Raw genomic sequence first — 24,583 nt, forward strand, 5'->3', positions numbered from 1 at the left:
ATTTTACTTTTTTACCGATTTTTAAAGTCTTAAATACTATTTAAAATTTTGTTAAACAAAATTTAGACCTACGAATAATAAAACCAGAACTAAACCAACATAAAAAACTAAAAATCAACACTATAAAAACAACAAATAACGCAAGTAAAACATGTAATGAATATAACTTTTGTTTAACATTATGTAAATAAAGTTAAACAAAAACTCATAATTTAGCCTAACAAACTAAAAACTATATTATGAAAACATTCAAAATTAAATTAATTGCTTTTTTAGCATTAATTGCTTTCGTCAGCATTTCATGTAATAATGATGACGATGACTCGCAACAGACCTCACAAACGATTCTATCTATTGCGAAAGCAAATCCTGATCTTAGCAGTTTAGTTGCTGCTTTAGAAAAAGCAGATCTAGCTGCTACATTGAACTCTTCTGGCTCTTATACAGTATTTGCGCCAAATAATAAAGCTTTTAGCGCTTTTCTCTCTGCAAACGGTTATGCTAATCTTAACGCAGTTCCTGTTGCTGCTTTAAAAGAAATACTACTCAACCACGTTTTAAGCACAAAAGTAAAATCTAGCGAGATTACTACCGGATATGTAAAAACTCTGGCCAAAGGAAATGCTTCGGCTTCAAACACTATAAGCATGTATCTTGAAAAAAACACAGGAGTTGATATTAACGGCGGAAAAGCAAACGGTGGTGCAACAGTAACAACTGCAGATATTGAAGCTTCAAATGGCGTTATTCATTTGGTTGATGGTGTAATAGGATTACCTACTATTGTTAACCATGCTGTGGCTAACAAAAATTTCACCACTCTTGTAACAGCATTGAGCTACAACTCTGCATCTGGTTTTGTTGGAATATTATCTGGAACTGCAAATTCACCTTTTACTGTTTTTGCACCCACAAATGCTGCATTTGCAAGCTTCTTAACTGAAACTGGATTTTCTGGTCTTTCTGCGATTCCTGCTAATGTTTTAGAAACTACCCTAAAATATCACGTAGTTGCTGGTGCGAATGTACAATCGAGTTCTTTAACAAACGGACAGGTGGTTAATACTTTTGCGAGTCAAAGTTTCACAATTGGTCTTACTGGGGGCGCAAAAATTACGGACACCAATAATAGAGTGAGTAATATTATTGTAACAGATGTTCAATGTTCAAACGGTATAATCCATGCTATTGATAAGGTTTTATTGCCTAAGTTTTAAATACAACTAATTGCAAATAAAAAACCGTCTCGCTTTTAACGAGACGGTTTTTTGTTTTTATTTATAAAGAATTATTTCTTTTTCTTATTCTGAGATTTTGCTGCTTCCTGTTGTTCCATTACTTCTTGAAGACGCTGTTGGAACTTACTTGGCTTTTTAGGCTCTCTTTGTTTGTTTTCTTGAATCTGAGCGTGAATTTTATCACTGTCTACAATATAATTCTTGATTACAAACATGATTCCGATTGTAATTAAGTTTGAAATAAAGTTATACAAACTCAATCCTGAACCGTAGTTATTGAAGAAAATTAACATCATTAATGGTGAAACATAAATCATGATTTTCATCATTTTTGCCATATCTGGCATACCTTCCTGCTGAGGAGCTGCCATTTGCTGATCTCCAGAAGTCATTTTCATGTAGAAGAAAATCGCAATTGCAGCCAAGATTGGAAACAAACTAATGTGATCTCCGTACATCGGAATAGTAAATGGTAATTTTACAACAGAGTCAAAAGATGATAAATCGTCTGCCCAAAGGAAACTTTTTTGTCTTAATTCAAATGCCGCAGGGAAAAACTGGAACGATGCGTACATAAATGGCAACTGAATCAATGCCGGAATACATCCTGCCATTGGGTTTACACCTGCTTTGTTGTACAGTTTCATTGTTTCCTGTTGTTTCTTCATTGGGTCTTTTTTGAATTTCTCTCCCAACTCAGCAATATCAGGTCTTAAAACTTTCATTTTAGCCTGAGACAAGAATGATTTATACGTAATTGGCGACATGGCCAATTTGATGATAATTGTAAAAATAATGATTGCGATACCTAACGACAATCCCATTGTCGAACTTAAGAACCCGAATAATGGAATGAAAATCCATTTGTTGATCCATCCAAAAATCCCCCATCCTAATGGAATAATTTTTTCGAAGTTTTTATCGTAAGCCTTTAATGTTTTATAATCTGCAGGACCCATGTACAAATTCATTTTGTAATCGATCTCTCCGTTTGAAAACGCTAAAGGCAAATTAGCTCTAAACTGTTTGGTAAAAACAGTATCAATTTTTTCGTCTTTAACTAAATCATCAGATTGTAACTTTGAAGTTTCAAAAGGTTTTTCTGTAGATAAAATAGTCGTAAAGAAATGCTGTTTAAAAGCTATATAACTTACTTTTTCAGGAGTTTCTTCTTTTCCTTGTCCGTGCGAACTAACGTTATTGTATTTTGATTCGTTGTATTTGAAATCAATTTGTGCATAACGGTTTTCGTAAGCTACACTTTTCTCATTTCTATATGTTTTTAAATCCCATTGCAAATCAATTGGTTTTGCAGAATTTAAAACTCTGTTTAATCCTTGAGAACGGATATCAAAACCAACTAAATAATCGTTTGGTTTTAAAACATATTTGTACTCTAAAAATTCATTAGCTCCAGCTTTCAAACGCATAGATAAAACTTGGTCTGCACCAATTTTCTCTAATGTTGGCTCGAAATACAAATCTTTAGAATTTAATGTTCTATTATCTGTAGTAAGAAGCTGTAAATTTAAATTTGAGTTGTTATTTTTGATTAACTCAACTAACTGTCCAGAACCTTTTTTTAATCTTTCGAATTCTTTTAAAGTAGCTTCAACAATATAACCACCTTTATTAGCAATCTTTAATTTTAATTTTTCATTTTCGATTGTAGTAAAAGCTTCTTTTGCAGAAGGAAGTGTTGCAGAATAAGCAAATCCTCCTAAAGTTTTTTGCAATTGAGCCAATTGAACTGTATCTCCAGGAGTTACAGCTGCAGCTGGTAATGACGCAGTTTTAGCTTTATCTGCTTTTGATTGTGCTTCTTGTTTAGCAACTAATTCTTTCTTGGCTTTTTCAGCAGCGATTTCTTTTTCAGAAGGCTGATTTTGATACATTATCCAAATCAAAATTCCGAATATCAGTACAAAACCAATGATTGAATTGAGGTCTAATTTTTTTTCTTCCATTATAATTTAAAAAAGTTATTCGTTGAAGTCTATTAGTACTGAGTTTATCTCAAAAGTTACAAACTTCTCAAAATATTAATTACTGTTTTTTATGCGCATTTACTGCAGCAGCCACAAAGTTTACAAAGATTGGGTGCGGATTTGCAACCGTGCTTTTGTATTCTGGATGGTATTGAACACCGATAAAAAATGGGTGATTTTCAAGCTCAACGATTTCCACTAAACCTGTATCAGGATTAACTCCAGAAGCCTTTAAACCTGCTTTTTGCAATTCATCAGCATATTTATTGTTATACTCATAACGGTGGCGGTGACGCTCCGAAATAGTTTTTTCTCCGTAAATTCTGTGTGCTAAAGTGTTTGGTTTAATATCACATTTCCAAGCACCTAAACGCATTGTTCCTCCTTTATCGGTTACATTTTTCTGTTCTTCCATTAAATTCACAACTGGATGAGGCGTTTTATCGTTCATCTCTGTAGAATTCGCATCAGCGTAACCTAAAATATTTCTAGAATATTCGATAACAGACATTTGCATTCCTAAACAAATTCCGAAGAAAGGAATGTTGTTTTCACGCACAAAACGAACTGCTTCGATTTTTCCTTCAATACCTCTTTCACCAAAACCTGGAGCAACTAAAACTCCGTCAAGAGAACCTAATTTTTCTTCCACATTATCAGCATTAATATGCTCTGAGTGAATAGAAATTACGTTTACTTTTGTTTCGTTTGCAGCTCCTGCATGAATGAATGCCTCCAAAATAGATTTGTAACAATCCTGCATTTCTACATATTTTCCAACTAAACCAATGTTTACAGTTTGTTTTGGATTTTTTAATCTTTTTAAGAAAGTATTCCAGTTTTTAAGATCTGGAGATGCTTTTTTAGGTAAATCTAATTTCTTTAAAGCCACAACATCTAATCCTTCTTCAAGCATTAAATTTGGAACTTCATATATAGTAGAAGCATCAATTGACTGAATAACTGCTTCTTTCTTAACATTACAGAATAAAGCTAATTTCTGGCGCAATTCCTGAGACAATTCGTGCTCCGTTCTACAAACCAAAATATCTGCTTTAATACCGCTCTCCATTAAAGTTTTAACAGAGTGCTGAGTTGGTTTTGTTTTCAATTCACCTGCAGCTGCCAAATATGGAACTAATGTTAAATGAATCACGATTCCGTTATTTTCACCTAACTCCCAAACTAATTGACGAACAGATTCTATATAAGGTAAAGATTCGATATCACCAACAGTACCACCAATTTCAGTAATTACAATATCATAGTCGCCAGATTTACCTAGCAATTGCATTCTGTCTTTGATTTCGTTTGTAATATGAGGAACAACCTGAACCGTTTTTCCTAAAAACTCTCCTCTTCTTTCTTTTTCAATAACCGAAAGATAAACTCTTCCTGTAGTAACGTTATTAGCCTGAGAAGTAGGAACGTTCAAGAAACGCTCGTAGTGCCCTAAGTCTAAGTCTGTTTCAGCTCCATCATCTGTCACATAACATTCTCCGTGCTCATACGGGTTTAGTGTCCCCGGATCTACGTTAATATATGGATCAAATTTTTGAATAGTCGTGCGATATCCTCTTCCTTGTAACAATTTTGCCAAAGATGCCGCGATAATCCCTTTTCCTAATGAAGAGGTCACACCTCCTGTAACAAAAATATATTTTGTTTGATTCATTCTGTTGTTGTTTGTAAGTAGTTGTGTAAAAAACTTGGCAAAAGTACAAATTTAATTAGACAATTTATACAATAGACTTCTTAGATTTTTAGAATTTTAGAATGCTGATTTTTTAGCTTTTTCAAATCAAAAGAAAACCTTCCTATATATTAATTTTTATCTATTATTTAAAAGATTTTCAGTCATTATAATGAAAATTTCATCTAATTATATAAAAATCCCATAATCATAAAAAGCATATTATATTGGCTTGGGATATTGCTTCTTAATATTTCGAATTAATTCTTCTAAACCATTCAATTTCAATTCATAAATAAGCTGCAATTGCTGACCAAGCTCTCCTTTTGGAAATCCTTTATTATGATACCAAACCACATAATACTCAGGTAAATCAATTAAAAATTTCCCCTCGTATTTCCCGAAAGGCATTTTGGTGTGCGCTAATTTTATGAGTTGTTTTTTGTCTTGATCCATAAGTTTTTTGTTGTAGAAAAAAGAAGCAAGATGAAAGACCAATGCTTTCTTCTTGCTTCAATTAGTTGCAAAGCTATTATTTATTTACCACAGATTAAAAAATAGTTTTCAGTCGCAGTTTACAATTAAATAAAACCGAACATAAAAACTAAAACCACAGATTAAAAGGATTCTCACAGATTACTAAATCAAAGACTAGAAAACTAACAGCCTTAGCATCTTAAAAAAAACTTAGAACCTTAGCATCTTTAAAAAAAGAAGCAAGAAAAAAGAACTTATTTGCGTTCCCTCTTCCTGCTTCAAAAATATCATTTAAGACTTATTACTAATTTCTAAAAACGCTAAAAAAAACTTAGAATCTTAGAATCTCAGAACCTTAGCATCTTAGTAGTGCCATCTCACGAAAGCTTCCATTGCAGCATACGTTGCTAAACCTAATTGGTGATACAATTCTGCTGTTTCGCGGTTTCTGTCTTCTGCTCTCTGCCAGAACTCTCTTGCATCTGTTCCTTGGAAAACAACTCCATCTTTTTGAGATTGGTGCTTGAAGATTCCGTGACGTTTTTCTAGAACCTGATCTGGACTCATTGGAACAGCCATCTCAACCTCATCAATTCCCCATTCTTGCCAAGCTCCACGGTATAACCATAACCAACAATCGTTCATGAACTCTTTTGGTTTTAAAACTTTTACTGCCTCAAAAATCGCATCCAAACAAACTTTGTGAGTTCCGTGTGGATCTGCTAAATCTCCCGCTGCGTAAATCTGGTGTGGTTTAATTTTCTCAATTAAATCAACTGTCAACTGAACATCTTCTGGTCCAATTGGTTTTTTCTCGATTGTACCTGTTTCATAGAATGGCAATTCCATAAAGTGAATCTGCTCATCTGGAAGACCAACAAAATGACTTGTAGCTCTCGCCTCTCCTTTTCTGATTAAACCTTTAATGTAACGAACTTCTGGAATATCAATTTCGCTGTTCTTTTTGTTCTGCAAGAATGCTTCTGCCTTTTTGTAAATACTATCTGCCTCAGCGCTTTTGATTCCAAATTTCTCGTTGTAATCAATCACAAATCTTGCAAAACGAAGCGCTTCATCATCAGCTACGGCAATGTTTCCAGATGTTTGATAAGCAACGTGCACTTCATGTCCTTGCTCTTGCAAACGCATGAAAGTTCCTCCCATACTGATAATATCATCATCTGGGTGCGGACTGAAAATCAACACACGTTTTTTAGCTGGCTCCGCTCTTTCGGGACGATTTGAGTCGTCTGCATTTGGTTTTCCACCTGGCCAACCTGTAATTGTATTTTGTAATTTATTAAATATCTTAATGTTAGTATCGTAAGCTGGACCAGAATCTGCCAACAAATCACTCATACCGTTTTCGATATAATCTGCATCAGTAAGCATTAAAATTGGCTTTTTAAGATCTAATGCCAATCCTAAAACTGCTTTACGAGTTAATTTATCTGTCCAAACGATTTTCTCCACCAACCAAGGCTTGTTGATTCTAGTTAGTTTTGAAGAAGCTTCTTTGTCTAAGATAAAAACAGCATTATTATGCTCTTGCAAAAATGAAGCTGGAACTCGGTTTGTAACTTCGTCCTCAACAGATCTTTTTACAATGTTTGCTTTTCCTTCTCCCCAAGCCAATAAGATTACTCTTTTTGCTTCCATGATTTTTTTAACCCCAAGTGTAATTGCAGTTCTTGGCGTATTATTTAAACCAAAGAAATCTTTACTTGCCGCAACTCTTGTAATATGATCTAAAGCCACTAAACGAGTTTTAGAGTTTTGAAGCGAACCAGACTCATTAAATCCGATGTGTCCGTTTCCTCCAATTCCAAGAATCTGAAGATCGATTCCGCCTAAAGCTTCAATTTTAGCTTCATATTCGTGGCAATAATCTGCAATTTGTTCTTTTGTTAAAAGTCCGTCTGGAACGTGGGCGTTTTCAGGTAAAATATCGACATGATCAAACAAAAGCTCTTTCATGAAACGAACATAACTATTGATTGAATTGGGTTCCATTGGATAATATTCATCCAAGTTAAAACTGATTACATTTTTAAAACTCAAACCTTCTTCTTTGTGCAGACGCACTAATTCGGCATATAATCCTTTTGGAGAAGAACCTGTTGCCAAACCAAGAATACATGGCTTTCCTTCTTTTTCTTTTTCTTTGATTAATGCTGCAATTTCTTGCGCTACTTCTTTTGAAGCATCTGTTGAGTTTTCAAAAACAACTGTATTAATGTTTTCGAATCGTTTTTCGAAACCTGTTGCTTTGTCGATTTTACTTTTTAACATGATATATTAATTTTTTATTTTTGTTCAACTATTCCATTTCCTGTACTTATGCCCTTTTACAGCATAAAACAAAATCATTGCATAAGAAGGTAATAACATTAAATACGCCAACTGATTACCGCTTTTTGAAACACCTTGCATATTTTTTGCAATATTTGCAGAATTGATACTTTCAGTAATCATTCCGTAAAACAGTGGAAAAACTGCTCCACCGATAATTCCCATAATCAAAATAGCACTACCAATCTTGGTGTAACCTCCTAAATCCTGCAAAGCCATTGGCCAAATTGCTGGCCAGCACAATGCATTTGCCAATCCTAAAAGCGCTACTAAAAGTATCACCAATGGTATATTTGGAGTTCCAGGAAATGCAATCATTATTTTTGGCGAAATCAAAACAATTGCCAAAACCAGCATCAAGCCCAATATTCCTGACACTTTTAAAGCAGTGACCTGAGAAAGATATTTAGGAATCAATACTATTCCAAGAACGTATCCGATAACCATTGCCGACATGGTAAATGAGGTTAGTTTAAGATAGAAATTCCCTTCTTCACCATAAACTCCAAGTTGTTTTCCGAAAGCTCCAATAGAATCTCCTGCCAAAACTTCGACAGACAAATACAGCATTAAAGTAATTACTCCTAAAACAAGCTGCGGATATTTAAATGCATTTTTAATCTGTTGAAAAACACTTAGATTCGAAACATTTCCCTCTTCATCCAAATCAATTTCTGGAAGAGGAGAAAATTTCACCATCAAAGCTAAAACAGTAATAATCAACCCCATATAAAGATACGGCGTTTGTAATTGCAAAGCAAGAGAATTTAACGCTGTAGTTTTTGCAACTTCATCCATCGCAGCAATTTTGTCTGCGGTAAAGTCCTGCATATTAGACAAAACCAAAACCGTAAGAACGATTGGCGCTACAAATCCAGCTAGTTTATTTGCAATTCCTAAAACACTGATTCTTGCAGCTGCACTTTCTCTTGGACCAATTACAACAACATACGGATTTGATGCTGTCTGTAAAACCGCCAAGCCAGTTCCCATTACAAATAAGGCTAATAAAAATAAAAGAAAGGTACGACTAGAAGCCGCTGGATAAAACATAAAAGCTCCTGCGGCAATAATTAGCAACCCTAAAGAAATTCCGTTTTTATATCCCACTTTTTCAATAATATAAGAAGAAGGAACTGCCATTACGAAGTAGGCAATATAAAATGCGAAAGTCACAAAATAAGCTTGCGAAGAAGTTAGTTCGCAGGCTAATTCAAAAAACGGAATTAGTGGTCCGTTAAGCCACGTTACGAATCCTAGAATAAAAAACAATAAGGTTAAAATTACCATCGGAACAATGGCACTTTTTTTCTCTATCTGTAATGTACTTTGAATGTTTGTCATAATTTTTGGTTGATTAGTTTATAGATTTATTTAATTCAAAATCTAAATTAGAATCAACTCTCACATTATTGATTGCGTAATTTATGCAAATATCTGCATTTTTTTTGCAAAACAAAAGTACTACATTAAATTTCCTTATTCTCTAATTTAGATATGAAAGTTTTGTTAATTTTTGCTATTCCAGTTTAAATCAGGGTAATATTTTGCCAAATATGTTTTTACATCGGCAATATCTTCTTTGGCTGTTAGGTCTGGAACATGCTCCGAAAACGGAATTCCGATCGTTGTATTCGGATTTTCTTTAACGGAGTTCAAAAGCACAGTTGGAAGCTCCTTCTCATCACGCTCTGGATGCACCGGGCAATTTTTAAGATGTATATATAAAGTCTTGCCATTAAACTTAAAAGCATTCATACTCACACGGATCTTTCCTTCTGCATCTTTATATTGTTCCAAATCCTCTTCTGAAGGCTTTTCTAAAATATCCAAAAGCTGATTATTTGCATCTAATTTTGCAATTGCAAAACGAGAAATACGCTCCAGCGGAAAATCCATTGCATCGCGATCGTAACTAATAAAAGCATTCGGACTTTCAGTTTCTCTTAAAGCACGCAATGCTTCAGCCGAATACAAATTATCGCTATTACAAACCGAATAAAACTGCGAATTCAATTCTGGATATTGCTCTACTGCCTGAAACAAAGCGTCTGCAGTTCCAAAAGGCTTCACTCTTCCTTCAGGAATATATTGAATCGCAAATGAGATGTTCAATCCATGAAAATCATTATCCTTCATTTTACTTCCGTAAAACTCTTTAAACAATTCTCCCTGCTCACCTATTATAATATAAATGTTTTTATAGCCTGCTTTTTTTGCATTCCACAAAAGATAATCCAACAGCGGTCTTCCGCTTGCGCCAACCCCTATTAAACCTTTACTTCTTTCGTTGGCCTGCGCAATTTCTTCAGGAGAAAGATTATTGGTAACCGCTTCTTTTTTCATACGAGAAGAAGCTCCACCAGCTAGAATCACTAAATTGTCGTGCATTTTATTTTAATTTTCAATATTATCAATAATTCGTACTCCCGGATCAACATTTACCGCATAAGCTTCTTGTGCTCCTGCGTGTAAAATCGCCTTAATAACCCCATCTTCATTTTTTGGATCAGCGATCACCACAATGCTTCCGCCACCGCCAGAACCCACAATTTTTGCTCCGTATGCACCTGCTTTTAAGGCCGCATTAATCATTGCATCAATTCTTGGAACGGTTATTTTCAGCAAATCGCGTAAAATTTCATGATGCCCATTCATTAAAGCACCTATTTTTTTAAGATCTAAAACTGGTTTTTCAAATTCCTTTAAAGCTTCTTTGGTAAAATAATAATTTCTAATGGCTGCTTCAAAAAACGGAATTAGACGATCTGGAAGACAATTTCTATATTTATCCAAATCCTCTATTTCAGATGAATTCAAGTCAAACTGCGGATAGTTTTGCTTCACAATATCAATTGCCATTAAAGCATTTCCTTTTAATTCGCCAAGCAATCCAATAGTTTCTTTTGGAACACCTGAAACTCCAGTAATTAAACCTTTTAACCCCGTTCCTATTACATTAAAAGAAAACGGTTTTCTGGTATTAATATAAACGATATTTCCAACGCCAATACTAAAATGATCCATCATTCCGCCAGGTTCTCCGTGTTCTACAACTTCAGATTCGTAACCTAATTTAGAAAGAAATTCAGGCGTAACTTCTTGATCAATTCCGAAAGCTTCTATCAGGAAACGAATCCAAGCCATCAGCAAAGCCGACGAACTCGATGTTCCCGAATTAATCGGAATATCTCCAGTAATTGTAATATCGTAACCCGATTTAGGTTCACAGCCATATCTTCGCAATACTCGCAAAGCAGATGCAAAATAATCTCTCGGTTCTAATTTTTCGAAAGCCTCGTATATATCGACAACTCTAATTTCATTAATATCAACCATATTCAGAACAAAAGTTTTGGCCTGATTTTCTTTTGCAATTAATTTAATATTTCGATCTATCGCACAGGCTATAACAGGCAACCCTAAATAATCTTGATGATCTCCAAAAAGACAGGTTCGGCCGGGAGCTAATGAGGTAATTTTTTTCACTTAAACACTTTGTATTAAAATACTTTATTTCAATAAATTAAAGCATTATTTGGTTATAGATTTATTTTAGTTTTTCGGTTTTTATTTCACGAAACTAGAGATTATATTTTTATAAAACAAGAAAAAATATAAAAATGTGCTCGAACACACTATTTTTATGTTCTCGAGCACATTTATTAATTCTTACACAAAAAATGCGTTTATTAACTCAAAGTTTTTATATTTGTCTATATGGACAAAAAGTACACAATTAAGGATATAGCACAAATGGCTGGAGTTTCTAAAGGAACTGTAGACCGTGTGCTGCACAATAGAGGAAAAGTATCTCCTGCTGCACTCGAAAAAATCAATGAAGTTTTGAATGTTATTGATTACGAGCCCAACTTAATTGCACGAAATCTGAAAAGCACCAAAGTATACCGTATTTGCGTTTTACTTCCAGATCCTGTTTTTGACCCGTACTGGCTTCCTTGTGTTAACGGAATTCAGGATGCCATTACAGAATTTAAAGCTTACAATGTTGTTATAGAAATACATTACTTTAATCCAGAAAGCACCAAATCTTTTTTAAAGACAAATGAAACTATTATATCGCAATCGCCAGATGCTGTTTTATTGACTCCACTTTTTCATAAGGAAACCATCGAAATCATAAATCAATATGACGAATTAGGGATTATGGTTAACACTTTCAATAACCAGGTAGAATCCTCTTCTATTAAAAGTTTTGTGGGACAAGATTTATACAAAAGCGGCCGTGTTGCCGCTAGTTTAATGAATCTGATTCTTCCAAAAGGGCAAATTGCGATTATACATATTGATGAAAGTCTTAAAAATGCTGTTCACATGCAGGAAAAAGAACGCGGCTTTAGAAGTTATTTTGAAGAAAAAAACCTTTCTAATTTCTCTTTAACCACTTTAAAACTGAAATATTCCAACATTGAAACTAAGCTACCAGCTTTCATAAATGAAAATCCAGATTTAAGTGGCATTTTCATTACCACTTCAAAAGCTTACCAAATTGCCTCTACACTTTCAAACGTAACAGACAAAAAGATCGCTTTGATTGGCTATGATTTAATTGATAAAAATGTTAGTTTTTTAAATCAAGGATTGGTTCACTTCTTAATCCATCAAAATCAAAAAAGACAAGCTTATTTAGGTGTAAGCACTTTGGCAGATCACTTTATCTTTAGAAAAGACATTCCGGAAACTATTTTGCTTCCTATTGATATTATCAATGTAGAGAATGCTTCTTTTTACGTTAGCTAATGTGGTTTGCCACTAAGACGCTAAGGCACGAAGTTTTTTTTGAATCTCGCAAAGTCGCAGAGGCGCAAAGTCTTTTTTATACTTTCAATACTTTTGTCGTATCCTGACTCGGCTTAATACCATTAAGCCAAGGACTTGCTTTTTTTTAGTCTCTCGCAGATTTTGCAGATTTACGCAGAAAAAATGAGTAAAAAATCTGCTGAATCTGCTAAATCTGCGGGCTGTTTTTTTTCTTAATTTAATCATATTGAGATATAGTAGAGGCTTCAACCAAGATCGCAGATTTCTTAATTGTGTTCCTGTGGTTGAGACCACGGGCTATGTTTGAAAATAGATTCAAAAAAATCCTTTTAAAGCTTTAGCCAAACATAATAATTTAGGCTAGAGCCATTTCTTTACTCTATTCAAACTCCAGCTTTAGCTGGAGACAATTCAAATTAGATTTTCCCTTAAAAAAAACTTTGCGCCTCTGCGACTTTGCGAGATTCAAATAAAAAAGCAAAAAAACTTTGTGCCTTTGCAGCAAACTTTACTTCAAGATAAACTTCCCAAAAGAAGAAGGAATATGAAAATTCGGTTCTGCGGTATTAGGATCTACCCACGTAATCCAAGTTGGTTCGTAATTTCCGCTTTCATCTTTAGAAAATTTAGCTCGGTAAACTCCAGCTTCGATAATATTATCATGAATTAAATCCAATTCTTTTAAAGACGCAATACTAATTGATCCCGCAACCGTAAACGATTTTTGTCCTTTTACCGACTGTATTTCCAACTGTTTTTCTGGCCATTTCCAATTGTAATCAAAATTCCAATTCGGATAAGCTTCAAAATCCAAAATACGCGCATCTACATCCATTTCCAAACAATAATACGGACTTAGTTTTTCATTTTTTCTAAAAAACAGCTCTACTCTATCCGAATTACAAATACTGTCTGTGGAATTGTCTTTTCTATCAATATAAATCTCTGAATCAAAAACTTGAAAATTAAAATATAAATAATCTAAATCCCAAAGCGCACGAAATTCAATCTTTAAGACAGGATGATTATTCCATGGCGAAGTAAAATCGGTTAAACAATTTGCTTTTTTCCAAAAAACAGGATCCATAATTTCGCTTGCGTTTTTTTGACTTTTATCGATTATTTCTACGTGGTATTCTTTCAAAATTCTTCTTCTTAAAATCTGTTAATTTTTCATTTTCAAAAAAGGTCAAAATGACCATTAATTCATTTCGCGATTTCGGCCTTTTTATTGTTGACCAATATAGTTCAAAAATCGAATTAAAAAACAAAGCGAATTCATAATTAAAACTAAAAATCACTTCTTTTTCAGCATAAGAAAAGACTGCTTAATTTTTACGTTTTTCGCTTAGTGGTTGCGAAATTCATAAGTTTTTAATAAATCCTTATTTAAAATTCAAAAAAACGCCAATATCACACCTACTGTTTTTTCCAAACTATTTTAAAAATATCACAGCAATTTAAGTCAAAAAAAACGATTCGCACAATTTTATGTGCTCGAGAACATAAATTTTGTGTGTTCGAGCACATTTTTTGTGTTTTTTCTTGTTTTATAAAAATATAATCTCTAGTTTCGTCAGAGATTAATCTTAAAACTAAGTTAATTATGCAAAAATCGGGGCGATTTTTAACCTTTAAAAAAGAAGAAAATAGAACTAAACAAGCCGTGTTTAGCGCAAAAGCAAAACCTCTTATTTGCATAGAAAACAATTTAATCAACACGTAACTAAAAAAAACAAAATGAATTCCACGATCAAAAAAGAAATCTAAAACCTACAAACAAGAAAAAAAAACAATTAAACATTAACCAAAACCAATTTAAAGTATGAAATTATTAACCCAAAAAAAGCCAAGAGATTTTCGGATTAACAATTTATCCCGCAAAGAAATCGGAATAACGGTTCTCTCGTTATTAGTTTTTACATTTCAAGCTTCTGCAGCTTCTTCTATAAATACTTCAGATAAAAATAAAACCGCGCTGTATTTTGAAAAAACAGTAAAAGGTACTGTTACAGATCAAAACGGTTTGCCTCTTCCAGGAGCAAATGTTGTGGTTAAAGGCACTACAAAAGGTGTTCAGACGGATGTTGACGGAACTTTTGCTATTACAGTTCCAGATAATGCAACAAAATTGGTAATTACTTTCATTGGTATGGAAGACCAAGAAGTAAGTATTGGAAGCGCGCCTCTAAAAATTGTCATGAAAGAAGCAGGACAAAAACTAGAAGAAGTAGTAATTGGATACGGAAAGTCTAAGAAAAAAGACCTTACAGGTTCTGTGAGTTCTCTTAGCAAAGACAATTTAAACTTAGGCGGAACGGTTGCAAACGTTGGACAAGCTCTTCAAGGACGTGCTTCTGGAGTACAGGTGCAGCAAAACAGTTATGCGCCAGGAACAAATCCTCAGGTTGTAATTAGAGGTGGGAACTCAATTAATACCTCTAATGCTCCGCTATACGTAGTCGACGGATTCATTACCAGTACTGGAGGTTCTATTAGTCCAAACGACATTGAAAACATTCAAATCCTTAAAGATGCGGCTTCTACAGCAATCTACGGTGCTCGTGGAGGAAATGGGGTAATTTTGATTACTACTAAAAAAGGAAAAGCGGGAAAAATGAATATGGAAGCTGAGATTTCTGATGGTTTTCAAAACATCATAAAAGAGCCATCTTTAATGACTGGACAGCAATATGCCAATTATCAGAATGCTCTAAATGCTGAAAACGGAAGACCTCCACTTTTCCCTTCTAGCTTTCCTGTTGCCAATACCAACTGGTTTGACGCTGCAACTCGTACTGGTGAAGTGCTTAACAGAACGCTTACTTTTAGCGGAAGCGACCAAACTTCAAAATTCTTTCTTTCTGGAAACTATTTAAAACAAACTGGAGCTATCGTAAACACTGATTTTGAAAGATATAGTGTGAGAATGGGTGCAGAAAAGAAATTCAATGATAAGCTAAACATGGGAATGAATGCTTATGGTGCTGTTGCTGAAGGAAATAATAGTGATTTTGGTGATAATATCTTATCTCCGATGTTCTCTATACAGACTGCTCCTCCAGCTATTCCGATTTACAATGCAGATGGTTCGTATTATAAATTTCAAGGAAAGGATAATGCTTTAGCACTTTTACTTGAGCCTACAGATCATACAATCAATAGATTGGTAAACGGAAACATGTTTTTAGATTATCAGATCATTAAAGGTTTAACGTATCACTTTGGTGCGGGTGCAGAATGGCAGGAAAACATTCAAGGAAAATATACTCCTAGTACTTTAGTAGCTGGAGCAGCCTTGAAAGGTTCTGGTTCTGAGGAAAACATAACGTATTTCAGATGGAGTACAGAACAGTATTTGACTTATAAATTTGATATCAAAGAAAAACATGCTATAACAGCAATGATTGGTACTTCGAACCAAAAAGACACATTTGAGAGAGTAAGAGCAGCTGGTACAGGTTTCTCAAGTGATTTATTGACTTATTACAATTTGCAAGGAGCTTCAGTGTATTTAAAACCTGAAACAGAAAAAACAGAAACGAAATTGACTTCTTATTTTGGAAGGTTAAATTATGCGTTCAACGATAAATACTTAGCCACTTTTACAATTAGAAAAGACGGTTCTTCTCGTTTTGGACCAAACAACAGATTCGGTATTTTTCCTTCTGGAGCTGTTGCCTGGAAAATCTCTAACGAATCTTTTATGCAAAACGTAAAAGCAATTTCTGAACTTAAGTTGAGAGCGAGTTATGGTATTACAGGTAGTGATGGTATTGGAGACTACTCTTATATGAGCCGTTTATCTTCTTGGGGTGTAACTATTGCACCAGATGAATTTGTTGCAGGAACAGAACCAGCAAACTTAGCTAACCCAAATCTAAAATGGGAACAAACTGCTCAAACGGATATTGGTTTAGATTTGGGGTTATTTAATGACAAACTTTCTATTACATTCGATTATTACAAAAAAAGAACGACAGATGCTCTTTTAAATGTTCCTGTTGGAGGATGGTGGGGATTTGGCACTCAGAGAGTTAATGCAGGGGTTATTGATAACCAAGGTGTTGAACTTGGAATAAGCACCACAAACTTTAGAAATGATAAATTTACTTGGACAACTTCATTAAATCTAGCATATAACAAACAAGAAGTAGTATCTCTTGCAGATAATGTAAAAATCATCAGTTCGAACACTTCTAATCCAAGTGGAACAGTTTCTGGTCAGGAATTTACAAGATTGGAGCCAGGAAAAGAAATGGGAGTTTTGTATGGTTATATATATGCAGGGGTTATCAAAACTGGAGAAACTTATGCTCCTCAGCCATTATCTGCTCCTGGAGATCCTAAATATGTAGACGTTGATGGTGACGGTCAAATTACAGCAAAAGATAGAACGTATCTAGGAAACTCTATTCCGCACTATGTAGCTGGTTTTAATAACGATTTTAGATATAGAAACTTTGACATGAATATCTTTTTCCAAGGCGCTTTTGACTATTCAGTTTACAATATGACTAAAATGGTTGGTGAGTCTTCTACAAGCACAGATGCACTAAACCGTTGGGTTGCTGGAAAAAATGAAAATACAGATATTCCTAGAGATGGCTATTACAAAAGTACTTACGGAAGTTATGTGAATTCTAAATTTGTTGAAGAAGCTTCTTACTTGCGTCTGAAAAATGTTTCTATCGGATATACGATTCCTGAAAGTGCTCTAAAAACAGTGAAATTTATTGACAGCATCAGATTATATGCTATCGGACAAAATTTACTAACGATCACAAACTATTCTGGAAATGACCCTGAGGTAAATGGCCATACCACTAGTGCTACTGCACAAAATATTGGTGGCGGAATCGACTTTAACTCATTCCCAGCTTCAAGAACTTTTATACTTGGAATTAAAGTCGCAATTCACTAGTCTAAAATGCTTTATAGTAACATTAAATTGATTAAAATGAAAAAATATACAATCTTATTACTTTTACTTACCGCTGGGACACAGTTTTCGTGCAACCAAGATTTGGATCCTACGGTATATAGCAGTTTGACTAATACCAATGGGTATCAGACAAAATCGGATGCTATTGCGGCTATCAATTCCATTTATGGAAGGCTAAAAGGACCATCTGTAGGCGATAACTTCTCGTATTGGGCTACAAGACACTTTGCTCTAACAGATATTGCTACAGATTTAGGACATTGCCAATTTGGAGGAGATCCGGGACAATTATCATTAGGAACTTGGAATTCTGCAAACGGTCTTTTGAGAGAAGACTGGAACGCGATGTATAAATTGATTGCCAATGCCAACAATGCAATTTTCAACATTACACCAATGGGCGGTATTACAGCTGCTGAAAAAGCACAATTTATTGCAGAAGCTAAATTCTTAAGATGTTCTGCTTACATGGATTTGACAGATTCTTGGGGGCCAGTAATTTTGATTACCGAAGCCAACCTTGGAAATCCTGGGTATTTAGAACAAACTCCGCCGTCATCTGTAGAAGAAATTGATGCTTTCATTATTAAAGAATTGACTGAAGCTGCTGATGTTCTTCCTCTTAATTACAAAAACAATGAAATTTATGGCACAAATGATGTAGGACGTGCTACAAAAGGCGCTGCTCTTACGCTATTGGCTAAATTATACTTAAGAAGCCACGACTGGCAAAAAGTAGCAACGCTAACTAAACAAGTAATGGATTTAAACGAATACCAGCTTTATCCTTCTTACTTAGGTTTGTTTAAAGAAAGTAACAAATGGTGCAGCGAAAATATCTTCTCTTCTTTGAGTGACGCCAACACAAACGGAACGGAATTATTAAACCATTTTGGTCCTGTTGATCATCCTGTTGTTCAGAACAGATGGCAGTATTATACTGTAAACTGGGATTTCTACAACACTTTTGGTGATGAAGATGAAAGAAAACAATGCTTCTTCCCAGAATTTATGGGTACAGATGGTCTTCTTCATAAACAAGCACCTTCATTGGGAGCTCAACCACCAGCTGGGGAATTCTACATGCAAGACGTTTCTACAAAAAAATATGCTGACGACGAAACCACTACTTATTATGATGGTCATAGTGTAAATATACTTCGTTATGCTGATGTTTTATTGAGCAGAGCTGAAGCATTAAACGAAATCAGCGGACCAACTCAAGAAGCGATAGATCTTATCAACCAAGTAAAAGGAAGATCACATGCTAAACTTCTAGTTTTATCAGATCATACGCAGACTAGTTTGAGAGATGCTATTTTACAAGAAAGAGGTTGGGAGCTTTTCTACGAAGGAAAACGCCGTTCAGATCTAATCAGAATGAACAAATATGATGTTTTGGTAAATGCATACCACCTTAGAGTTGGTGAGGCCGCTTTAATCAAAATGCCGCAAAACAAATATTACACCTATCCGCAAAGTCAGGTAGACCTTAATCCGAACTTAAGCAACGCCGACAGACAATAAAGAATATCTAAATCAAGAACAGACAGTTAAATGTCTGTCTGTTCTTGATTTTTTATAACAATAAAAGTACTTTTCTGTTTCACAAAAGAAGCTTTTCAGATGATCAAAAAATTAATACAAAAAGGAAGTTTTATTTTAGTCCTGCTTGCATTGGCAAGTTGTTCTAACAACCAAATTATCTCCAATATCAATATTGGCACTCATGGCAACAACGAATTGAAAATTCAGATCGATGTTATTACGAATGACCAAGCACAGGTATATGCAGAATATTGGTCGGACAAAAAAGGGAATCAAAGTAAAACAATCTCTCCTATTTCAAAATCTGGCCTTAAACACTCGTTGGTACTTTGCAACATAACTCCTGAAACCAATTATAGTTTTCAATTAATAACGGTTCAAAACGGTAATAAACAAACCAGTAAAGTTTATACTTTCAAATCTAGAAAACTTCCAGAATGGCTACAAAAACAATTTAAAGCCAATTGTCCGAAACCAGAATTATTGCCAGAAAATTTCAAAAAAGGCTTTCTGCTTTTAGCGAAAAGAGAAACTCCCGGAACGGCTTACATTGTAGATTACAAAGGAAATTTAAGATGGTATCATACGCTTGAAGGAACTGGATTTAAAGTTACGCATTTTACAAAAGAACAAACCATTCTATCTATTTTAGGAACAAATGACGAACCTACAAGTTATGGAAGCGAAATTCTAGAAATTAATCTTCAAGGCGATACTTTAACCCACATCAAAAAACGACAAGGTGATTTAAAGCAGGTTCTTCATCACGAAATCATCAAAAAATCGGCTGACGAAATTGTCGCTTTAACTGTCGAGCAAAAAATAATTGATTTAACTTCTATTGGAGGAAAAAAACAAGATACCATCAACGGAGACGGAATTATCATCTTAAATAAAAAAGGAAAACAGCTTTGGAAATGGAGTGTTTTTGATGACTTAGATCCGTTTAAAGATAAAGATCTACTGAAAACCAAAAAGGACTGGACGCATGCCAATAGTTTGAGCTATGATAAAGATGGAAATTTTTTAATCTCATTCTATAATAATGGTCAGATTTGGAAAATCAATTCGAAAACAGGAAAAGTAATCTGGAAATTAGGAAAAGGCGGCACAATGAAAATGGCTCCAGATACCAATTTCTCTCAGGCGCATGCCGCACATATTGATCAAGAAGGAAGTTTATTGTTTTTTGATAATGGTGTCGATATCAAACAATCTTCGGTTTTTGCCTTAAAAGTGGACGAAAAAAATAATGATGTAAAACTTGATTTTCATATCAAACTACCAAAAGATATTTACAACGACAGAATGGGAAGCGCTTATATGATCAATAAAGACCTCTTTTTGGTTTGTTGTTCTAAAAGACATATTACCGTTTTAACCAATAAAAAAGGAGTTCTGTTATGGGCTTTAGAATCTGAAATTCCACCATACAGAACCATCTTTATTCCTGAAGAAAAATTGAAACCTTTTCTTCTAAATTAAAAAATAGTAACCATGAAAAAAACAATTCTTATCGGACTTTTTTCAGCATTGACCATGGCTGTTTTCAATTCCTGTACCAAATCAAATTCTCAAACTTTGGCTTCAAAAGTTACTGAAGAAGAAGATGAAGGCTATATCACAATCGACACCTCTAAAATTCCTGACGATCAATTTGGAGAATCGGTTCGTTACGGAAGAGAATTAATGATGAAAACCGCTTATTATATTGGTCCAAACGGAAAGAACGGACAATATTTAGGCAATAAAATGAACTGTACCAACTGTCATCAAGATGCAGGAACAAAACCTCATGCGTTCAATTTGATGTCTTCACATGATAACTATCCACAATATCGCGGACGCGAAAACAAGGTGCTTACACTAGCAGAAAGAGTTAATAACTGCATTATGCGCCCGCATTCTGGAAAACCGCTTCCGTTGGACAGTAAAGAAATGGTGGCGTTTTTATCTTATTTCAAATGGATTAGCAAATTTGTACCAAAAGATGGTAATTTTAAAGGAGCTAAAAATTTAGAAATCGAATTTCCAGATGTTGCCGCAAGTCCAGAAAGAGGAAAAGTTTTATTTGCTGAAAACTGCGCGAGATGCCACGGAAACAATGGTGAAGGAGTTTACAATGCCGACAAATCAGGTTACACATACCCGCCACTTTGGGGACAATACGGTTATCAGCCAGGTTCAAGCATGCACCGTGTAATCAAACAAGCGCAATGGTTAAAAAGCAATATGCCTTATGATAAAGTACTGCTTGGAAAACCATATCTTACAGACAAGCAAGCACTTGACATTGCAGCTTATGTAAATGATGATAAAATTCATACCAGACCAAATCCTAAAACATTTGATTATCCAGATAAAATGGGCAAACCTATCGATTATGCACACAGTCCGTTTAACGATAATTTCTCTGAAGAACAGCATAAATATGGGCCTTACAAACCTATTATAGCTTATTGGAAAAAACAAGGATGGAAAGCCGTTTACTAAACTCAAAATATACTATTTAACCTGATTATACAATACAATGAAACTAAACCTAAACAACACAACGCTTTTAAGCAGAATATTGATAATGTGTTTTATCACGATCAGCATTCCTCTAACTGCACAAATTAAATATTCAGACGGAAATGACAGCTGGAATCCGAATCAATTAGGAAATCACCGCGCTGTAATTGCTTTTTCTGGCTCAGGAAATGTTGCTAAAACAACGATCGAATGGCGTAGAAGAGATACAAATCCGGAACTTAAAAAAATTATCGTTCAGGATGCGTCTGGAAAAGAAATTCAGAACATAAAAACCGAAAATATCAATAGAGAAAACGGAACTATTTTCTTTGAACCCATTTCTGGAAAGGGAACATACTACGTTTATTATATGCCTTATGTTGATGAAGGAACGGCAAATTACCCAAAAGGAATTTATCAGAAACCAGAAAACAAAGCCGATGCAAAATGGCTTTCTAATGTAAAAGCAAACTTAAAAGACAATGCTACTGTAACAGAAATTCAGAGCGTAAATGCTTTCAATAGTTTTTACCCAATGGAAGTAATTGCTACAGCTTCTGAAACTTCTGCTCTTGTGGCAAAAAACAGCGGAAATTCTTTCTTGGTTTTCCCAGAAGACAGAGAACATTCTATCAAATTAAAATCAGATTTACCGCAAAGATGGATTCAGAAAGGCGTTCAAAACAGCTTTTCTGATACGGCAATGAAAGGCGAATATTTAGCTTTTCAATTAGGCGTTTACGCTCTTGAAGATTTAAAAAATGTAAAAGTATCTTTTACCAACTTAGTTAGTACAACTGGAGCAACTATAGAAGCGAAAGACATTAGTTGTATCAATACTGACGGAACAAAATATGACGGAAATCCTTTTACAAATACTGTTTCAGTTTCAAAAGGAAAAATTCAGGCAATGTGGTGCGGTATCGATGTTCCGCAAACTGCAGCTGCTGGAACGTACAACGGAAAAGCAACTGTAACTTCTGACGGAAAATCAAAAGAAATCAGCCTTCAAATTACGGTTTCTAATGAAGTTACAAAAAACGGAGGCATCGACAGTCCTGAAAAAATGACGCGTCTAAAATGGTTAAACTCAACTTTAGCGCAAGAAAATAAGGTTATTGCTCCTTATACTCCATTAACCGTAAACAACTCTGAAATTTCATTATTAGGAAGAAAACTAATTGTAGCTCCAAACGGATTCCCAGCACAAATTCAGACGTTCTTTACTCCAGAAATGACTTCTGTAACAACAAAAGCAAATGATATTTTAAGTTCTCCACTTGATTTTCATTTTGTTGATGCATCTGGAAAAGAAGCGCAATGGAAAAACAGCGGTGTAAAATTCACTAAAAAAGAAGCGGGAACAGTTTCTTGGGAAAGCACTTCGACTTCAAAATCGGTTCAAATGGATGTTAACGCTTCTGTTGAATTTGACGGTTTTGTACATTATATTGTAAAAGTTACGGCTCTTGAAGACGTTACCTTTAACGACATTAATTTCCAAATGCCAATGCAGCCAACATCTGCAAAATACATGATGGGATTAGGTCAAAAAGGTGGAGATCGCCCTGCAACTTTTGACTGGAAATGGGATGTAGCACATAAAAACCAAGACGGCGCTTGGATTGGTGCAGTAAACTCTGGATTGCAGTTTTCTTTAAGAGACGAAAAATACAGCCGTCCGTTAAACACGAATTTCTATTTGCAAAAACCTTTGCTATTGCCAACTTCTTGGGGTAACGAAAATAAAGGTGGAATTACGATTACACCAAACCAAAAATCGGTTCTAGTAAATGCGTACAGCGGAGCTAGAACAATGAAAAAAGGTGATGTTTTGTACTATAACTTCAACTTATTAATTACGCCATTCCACACCATCAATACCGATTTTCAATGGGATACGAAGTTTTACCACAAATACAGTCCGATCGATTCTATTGCTAAAACTGGCGCAACGGTAATCAATATTCACCACGCAAATGCAATCAATCCGTATATCAATTATCCTTTTATCGAATTTAAAAAGATGAAAACGTATATCGATGAAGCACATGAAAAAGGTTTAAAAGTAAAAATCTATAATACGATTAGAGAGGTTTCTAACAAAGCTTATGAGACTTTCGCTCTTAGAAGTTTAGGTCACGAAATCTATTCTCCAGGAAAAGGTGGCGGTTTCTCTTGGCTTCAAGAACACGTTGGCGATGATTATATCGCTGCTTGGTTTGTTCCTGAAATTAAAGATGCCGCAATTGTAAATAGCGGTATGAACCGTTGGCATAATTATTATGTGGAAGGAATGAATTGGCTGACTCAAAACGTGGGTATAGATGGAATTTATTTAGATGACGTTGCTTTCGACAGAATCACGATGAAACGTATCAAAAGAGTTTTAACCAAAGATGGCCACCCTGGAATTATCGATTTACATAGTGCAAATCAATACAATAAAAGCGACGGTTTCAACAATAGCGCTAATTTATACATGGAGCACTTTCCGTACATCAATAAATTATGGTTTGGAGAATATTTTGATTACGAGAAAAATCAGCCTGACTTTTTCTTGACTGAGGTAAGCGGAATTCCGTTTGGATTAATGGGAGAAATGCTTCAGGATGGTGGAAATCCGTGGAGAGGAATGGTTTACGGAATGACAAACAGATTGCCTTGGAGCGATGGTGCAGATCCGAGAAATATCTGGAAAGTTTGGGATTCTTTCGGAATTAAAGGTTCTGAAATGATTGGATATTGGAGCGAAAACTGTCCTGTAAAAACAAACAACGACAAAGTTCTAGCAACAGTTTACAAAAAGAACGGAACGGCTTTAATTTCAATCGCAAGCTGGGCAGATGCTGATGTAAATGTGAAACTAAATATTGACTGGAAAAAACTAGGAATCAATCCTGCAAAAGCAACTATTAGTGCTCCAGAAGTTACCAATTTCCAGCCTGCAAAAACATTCACAACAAAAGACGAAATAACTGTTCCTAAAGGAAAAGGATGGTTATTGATTGTGAAGTAAATACAACTAAAATTTAATGCCACAGAT

General features: G+C 34.8%; 15 protein-coding genes. 7 read left to right on the plus strand and 8 right to left on the minus strand.

Features of this window, described 5'->3' with window-relative positions:
* The first annotated feature begins 239 nt into the window (after positions 1-239).
* A complete protein-coding gene (locus tag SOM12_RS20930; RefSeq protein WP_320495266.1) occupies positions 240-1,217 on the plus strand; it encodes a fasciclin domain-containing protein in 978 nt (325 codons plus the stop codon).
* Positions 1,218-1,288: 71 nt separating this feature from the next.
* On the opposite strand, the gene yidC is transcribed toward SOM12_RS20930, so the two are convergent.
* The 7 genes from yidC to SOM12_RS20965 form a co-directional block, all read right to left on the minus strand.
* A complete protein-coding gene (yidC, locus tag SOM12_RS20935) occupies positions 1,289-3,205 on the minus strand; it encodes a membrane protein insertase YidC (protein WP_320495267.1) in 1,917 nt (638 codons plus the stop codon).
* 79 nt (positions 3,206-3,284) lie between these two features.
* Positions 3,285-4,901 carry a CTP synthase gene (locus SOM12_RS20940; protein ID WP_095929926.1) on the minus strand — a complete coding sequence of 539 codons (1,617 nt, stop codon included), beginning with the start codon at positions 4,899-4,901 and terminating at the stop codon, positions 3,285-3,287.
* Between the two features lie 240 nt (positions 4,902-5,141).
* Positions 5,142-5,375, minus strand: coding sequence for a DUF3820 family protein (locus SOM12_RS20945; protein WP_320495268.1), 234 nt, complete (start codon positions 5,373-5,375; stop codon positions 5,142-5,144).
* Positions 5,376-5,759: 384 nt separating this feature from the next.
* Entirely contained in the window at positions 5,760-7,688 is a 1,929-nt protein-coding gene (nagB, locus tag SOM12_RS20950) for a glucosamine-6-phosphate deaminase (RefSeq protein WP_320495269.1), read from the minus strand.
* A 24-nt stretch (positions 7,689-7,712) separates the two neighbouring features.
* Positions 7,713-9,092, minus strand: coding sequence for a sugar MFS transporter (locus SOM12_RS20955; protein ID WP_320495270.1), 1,380 nt, complete (start codon positions 9,090-9,092; stop codon positions 7,713-7,715).
* 165 nt (positions 9,093-9,257) lie between these two features.
* On the minus strand, positions 9,258-10,139 hold the full coding sequence (locus tag SOM12_RS20960; protein WP_320495271.1) for a sugar phosphate nucleotidyltransferase: 882 nt from the start codon (positions 10,137-10,139) through the stop codon (positions 9,258-9,260).
* Positions 10,140-10,145: 6 nt separating this feature from the next.
* Positions 10,146-11,237, minus strand: coding sequence for a galactokinase family protein (locus tag SOM12_RS20965; RefSeq protein ID WP_095929922.1), 1,092 nt, complete (start codon positions 11,235-11,237; stop codon positions 10,146-10,148).
* 231 nt (positions 11,238-11,468) lie between these two features.
* Here SOM12_RS20965 and SOM12_RS20970 point away from each other — a divergent pair, with 231 nt between their 5' ends.
* Positions 11,469-12,509: a LacI family DNA-binding transcriptional regulator gene (locus SOM12_RS20970; protein WP_095929921.1), complete on the plus strand. Its 1,041-nt coding sequence runs from the start codon at positions 11,469-11,471 to the stop codon at positions 12,507-12,509.
* Positions 12,510-13,038: 529 nt separating this feature from the next.
* Here the strand turns inward: SOM12_RS20970 and SOM12_RS20975 are convergent.
* Positions 13,039-13,674 carry a sugar-binding protein gene (locus SOM12_RS20975; protein WP_095929920.1) on the minus strand — a complete coding sequence of 212 codons (636 nt, stop codon included), beginning with the start codon at positions 13,672-13,674 and terminating at the stop codon, positions 13,039-13,041.
* Positions 13,675-14,355: 681 nt separating this feature from the next.
* Here SOM12_RS20975 and SOM12_RS20980 point away from each other — a divergent pair.
* The 5 genes from SOM12_RS20980 (at position 14,356) to SOM12_RS21000 (ending at position 24,556) form a co-directional block, all read left to right on the plus strand.
* Positions 14,356-17,454, plus strand: coding sequence for a TonB-dependent receptor (locus tag SOM12_RS20980; RefSeq protein WP_320495276.1), 3,099 nt, complete (start codon positions 14,356-14,358; stop codon positions 17,452-17,454).
* A gap of 36 nt (positions 17,455-17,490) precedes the next feature.
* Positions 17,491-19,002 carry a RagB/SusD family nutrient uptake outer membrane protein gene (locus SOM12_RS20985; RefSeq protein WP_320495278.1) on the plus strand — a complete coding sequence of 504 codons (1,512 nt, stop codon included), beginning with the start codon at positions 17,491-17,493 and terminating at the stop codon, positions 19,000-19,002.
* Positions 19,003-19,101: 99 nt separating this feature from the next.
* Positions 19,102-20,508, plus strand: a complete 1,407-nt coding sequence (locus tag SOM12_RS20990) for an aryl-sulfate sulfotransferase (protein ID WP_320495280.1) — start codon at positions 19,102-19,104, stop codon at positions 20,506-20,508.
* Between the two features lie 12 nt (positions 20,509-20,520).
* Entirely contained in the window at positions 20,521-21,516 is a 996-nt protein-coding gene (locus tag SOM12_RS20995) for a c-type cytochrome (protein WP_320495282.1), read from the plus strand.
* Between the two features lie 37 nt (positions 21,517-21,553).
* Complete coding sequence (locus SOM12_RS21000) at positions 21,554-24,556, plus strand: glycoside hydrolase domain-containing protein (RefSeq protein WP_320495283.1); 3,003 nt, start codon at positions 21,554-21,556, stop codon at positions 24,554-24,556.
* The last annotated feature ends 27 nt before the right edge of the window (positions 24,557-24,583 follow it).

Source organism: Flavobacterium sp. CFBP9031, assembly GCF_034044945.1.
Taxonomy (GTDB): Bacteria; Bacteroidota; Bacteroidia; order Flavobacteriales; family Flavobacteriaceae; genus Flavobacterium.

Coding starts and splice junctions, on each gene's coding strand:
- SOM12_RS20930 (WP_320495266.1), top strand. CDS start 240: ATGAAAACATTCAAAATTAAATTAATTGCTTTTTTAGCATTAATTGCT.
- SOM12_RS20940 (WP_095929926.1), bottom strand. CDS start 4,901: ATGAATCAAACAAAATATATTTTTGTTACAGGAGGTGTGACCTCTTCA.
- SOM12_RS20970 (WP_095929921.1), top strand. CDS start 11,469: ATGGACAAAAAGTACACAATTAAGGATATAGCACAAATGGCTGGAGTT.
- SOM12_RS20960 (WP_320495271.1), bottom strand. CDS start 10,139: ATGCACGACAATTTAGTGATTCTAGCTGGTGGAGCTTCTTCTCGTATG.
- SOM12_RS20955 (WP_320495270.1), bottom strand. CDS start 9,092: ATGACAAACATTCAAAGTACATTACAGATAGAGAAAAAAAGTGCCATT.
- SOM12_RS20995 (WP_320495282.1), top strand. CDS start 20,521: ATGAAAAAAACAATTCTTATCGGACTTTTTTCAGCATTGACCATGGCT.
- nagB (WP_320495269.1), bottom strand. CDS start 7,688: ATGTTAAAAAGTAAAATCGACAAAGCAACAGGTTTCGAAAAACGATTC.
- yidC (WP_320495267.1), bottom strand. CDS start 3,205: ATGGAAGAAAAAAAATTAGACCTCAATTCAATCATTGGTTTTGTACTG.
- SOM12_RS20985 (WP_320495278.1), top strand. CDS start 17,491: ATGAAAAAATATACAATCTTATTACTTTTACTTACCGCTGGGACACAG.
- SOM12_RS20990 (WP_320495280.1), top strand. CDS start 19,102: ATGATCAAAAAATTAATACAAAAAGGAAGTTTTATTTTAGTCCTGCTT.
- SOM12_RS20980 (WP_320495276.1), top strand. CDS start 14,356: ATGAAATTATTAACCCAAAAAAAGCCAAGAGATTTTCGGATTAACAAT.
- SOM12_RS21000 (WP_320495283.1), top strand. CDS start 21,554: ATGAAACTAAACCTAAACAACACAACGCTTTTAAGCAGAATATTGATA.
- SOM12_RS20945 (WP_320495268.1), bottom strand. CDS start 5,375: ATGGATCAAGACAAAAAACAACTCATAAAATTAGCGCACACCAAAATG.